Annotated in this window: 2 protein-coding genes; one reads left to right on the top strand and one right to left on the bottom strand. The window is 61.8% G+C overall.

Annotated elements, in window-relative coordinates; translation table 11 throughout:
* Positions 1-1,169, top strand: a 1,169-nt coding sequence (locus tag ACQKDV_RS18815) for an ISL3 family transposase (RefSeq protein WP_427785761.1), incomplete at its 5' end; no start/stop codon positions are given.
* Positions 1,170-1,274: 105 nt separating this feature from the next.
* Here the strand turns inward: ACQKDV_RS18815 and ACQKDV_RS18810 are convergent.
* A partial coding sequence (locus tag ACQKDV_RS18810) for a TonB-dependent receptor domain-containing protein (RefSeq protein ID WP_427785760.1) occupies positions 1,275-3,522 on the bottom strand: 2,248 nt, incomplete at its 5' end.

Below are 3,522 nucleotides of genomic sequence, written 5' to 3'. Positions count from 1 at the left end.
GGTATCGCCTTGACAATTGGCGGCGCGAGGTTCGTGACGGAGTCTCGTGGCTGGTGCTTTCGCTGCTTCCCATTGGACGCCGCAGGCGCCGCTGCAGCGGCTGTTCCAAGTGGGTCATCCCTATCCATGACCAGGTGCCCCGGGGTGTCCGTGATCTGCCTGTGTTCGATGAGACGGTCGAGCTGGAGGTGCAGCGCCAGCGCGTGGCCTGTCCTCGTTGCGGGCCAAAGCTGGAACACTTGGACTGGCTGGATCGGCACTCCCGGGTCACGCAACGGCTCGCAAAGAGCGTTGTCCAGATGTGCGCTACCACTTCGATCCATGCCACAGCCAAATGGCACGGGCTGGACTGGAAACCCGTCAAAGCACTTGATTTCAGGCACTTTCAGCAGACACTGGGGCCGGTGGATCTCTCCGGAGTTCGCATTCTTTCAATGGACGAGTTCGCGATCCAGAAGGGTCATCGCTATGCCACGGTGATAGTTGAGCCGTCCCGAAAACGGGTGCTATGGGTTGGGCGTGGTCGTAGCCGAGCGGATGTTCGCCCCTTTTTCGAGCTGTTGGGCCGGGAGGGCTGCGAACGCATCCAGGCGGTCGCCATGGACATGAATTCGGCGTTTGACCCGGAAGTGAAAGCCCAATGCCCAAACGCCGAAGTGGTCTACGACCTGTTCCATGTGGTGGCCAAGTATGGGCGGGAGGTCATTGACCGGGTCCGCGTGGACGAAGCCAACAGGCTGCGCCAGGACAAACCTGCCCGGCGCGTGGTGAAGACCTCGCGCTGGCTCTTGCTGCGTAACCGGCAGAACGTCCCGGCTGATCAACGAATCAAACTCAAGGAGCTGCTGGCTGCCAACAAAGCCTTACTGACGACCTATCTGCTGAAAGACGACTGGAAGCAGCTCTGGCGCTACCGTAGCCAGGCTTGGGCAGAAGAAGCATGGAAGAGCTGGCGGCAGCGCGCGTTGCGGAGTCAACTGGAGCCGCTGCGAACGTTTGTCCGCCGCCTACAGCCCTATCTGCCAGGCATCCTGGCTCATTGCCGATGGCCCCTTGGAACGAATCTGCTCGAGGGGATCAACAACAAGATCAAGGTCATCAAGCGCGTCGCCTACGGGTACCGAGACGACGCCTACTTCTTCCTCAAAATCCGTGCAGCCTTCCTCTGAGTTGGGTGAAGAACCTAAAAATTCCCCCTGCCGAAGCAGGGGGAGGAGAGGAGGCGGGGGCCGTCGAGCGCGGCCCCGCTATAGGTGGATCCCCGCTGTGATTGCTTAGAAGTCGTAACGCGCCGACAGGCGGACCTGGCGCGGTGATGTGTAGCCCAGTGCCTGGCTATAGCGGGCATCCGGGGTAACACGGTCGGTGGAATAGCCGCTGTAATAGAAGGTGGCGACCTGGCGGTTCAGCACATTCAGCACGTCAGCCTGCAGGGTCAGCTTCTTGTCCGCCCACAGCGGGGTGTAGGCCAGCGATAGGTTCAGCGTGTAGTTCCACGGCGCATCGCCCTTGCTGCCTCGCGGTGAGAAGGTGTAGTCCGCCGAAGGTGCCACGTAGCCGGCCGAGCCCGGTGCGGTGCCGCTGCCAGCCAGGCCGCAGAAGTGGTAATAGGCGCCGTTGTAAAGGCCTGCGTCTGCAGTCGGGTAGTAGCTCGTGCACGAACGCGGGCGACCCGAATCAACCAGCAGCGAACCACCCACGCGCCATTCGTCGTTGATCTGGTAAGCACCGAATGCCTTGAACTGATGCGCGCGGTGATTGGGCAGCCTGCCGTTGGCACCGACCATCAGCTGCGGCAGATCCCAGTCCTGGGTAACGGACACGTCGGTCTGGCCACCGCCGCCGGTATCCAGATCGGAAGCCAGCTGGCCCTCGGTGTTTCCGTAGTTGCGCGAGAAGATGTAAGCGATCTTACCGTGGAACTTCTCGCCGATAGAACCTTCCAGGAACAGATCCAGAGCGTAATAGCGACGCTTCAGCTTCGGCAGGTTCAACTCTTCGGCCGAGTAGGTGTGCTTGGCAAAGCTGCCATCAGCCTGCTCTTCCCAGAAGGTATTGCTTTCGCCCGGGTTGAAGATGAAGCAGCCGCCACCCAGTGCCGGGGTGCAGGTGTCATCGATGGCGCTCTTCAGGTCGCGGTAGGTGAACTTGGCACCCCAGGTCAGGGAGTCACCGATCGCCTGTTCCATGCCGACGATGTACTCGTCCTGGTAGTGCGACTTCAGGTTGACCGCGGCCACGGTGCGCGGGTCGGGCGCATCGCCGCATTCCAGGTTGGAGGAAATCGCGTTCGGGTTACCCGGGCAGGTGTAGCCCAGGCTCTGGTCCACCGGGACATTGACTAGGCCGGTCGGGGTGCCGTCAGCCGCCACGCCGGTGTAGGTGAAGTATTCCATGGTGTACAGGGAGCCCGACGCGGCGCGCACGGCCACGTTGTTCGGCAGCGCCAGGTGGTAGCGGCCTGCGTTGGCGAACAGTTTCAGGGTCGAATCACCGAAGACGTCCCACACGGCGCCCAGACGCGGGGCCCACTGGTTGTCCTGCTTGACGTAGACCTCGCCGGCGCTTGTGTAGTTCTTGAAGATTTCGTTGCGCAGGCCCAGTTGCAGCAGCACGTTGTCGCTTACCTGCCAGCGGTCTTCGATGTACTGCGCGCTCTGCTTGGTACGCACGTTTGCCAGCTGGGTGTAGTACTGCTGGCGCACGTAGTAGCCCTGCGAACCCAGACCACCTGCCGCTGCTGGCGAGCCCACGCCATGCGAGGCGTCGATCGCAGCGTTTGGATTGTTGGTGCGCGAGTAGACCCACACGAAGCCACCGCCGTACTCGCTGCCGGTGTACGACTCGGCTTCCATGTTGTCCATGCCGGCGCGCAGGTCGTGGTTGCCCAGGCGGTAGTTGACGTCGAAGCGGAAGCCCTTCGTTTCGTCATAGGCGCCCGGTACGTTGACACTGGCGGCAGTCCAGCAACCTGCGTAATTGGCCGCCGGGATGCCCGGTGCGCGGGTGGTTGCCGACGATGATGTGCGCGGGCAGGCCGGGTCGTAACCCCACGGGGTCTGGCTGTGGTCGATCTTCTGGGTGCCGTAAAGCGCCGAGATGGTCAGATCATCGGTGATGTAGCCGGTGTACTTGCCCACGTACAGGCGGGCCTTGTCTTCGTTGCTCGTGCCGGCGTTCTGCTCGTCACCGTGCGTGCCGGTGGCGTAATCGTACGTATAGCCCTCGCTGTGGTACTTGGTGACATCGGAGATACCGGTCAGTTCCAGCAGGTGGTTGTCGGTGATGTTCCAGTCGATCTTGGCCGCCCAGCGGGGATACTCGTAATTGTATTCCTGCCATGCGTTGGTGGTGGAGGCCGCAGCTTGGCTGGTCGAAGCCACGCCAGCGCCTTCACGCTTGGTCAGTTCTACGTTTGCATAGAAGAACAGCCTGTCTTCCACGACCGGACCGCTGGCGTAGATGCCGCTGGTCTGGGTCCAGCTCTGCGACTTCTTACGGGTCTGGTACAGCTTGCCGTCG

Origin of the sequence: Stenotrophomonas sp. NPDC077659, assembly GCF_050268705.1 — a bacterium.
Lineage (GTDB): Bacteria > Pseudomonadota > Gammaproteobacteria > Xanthomonadales > Xanthomonadaceae > Stenotrophomonas.
This window is presented reverse-complemented; position numbering and strand designations above follow the sequence as displayed.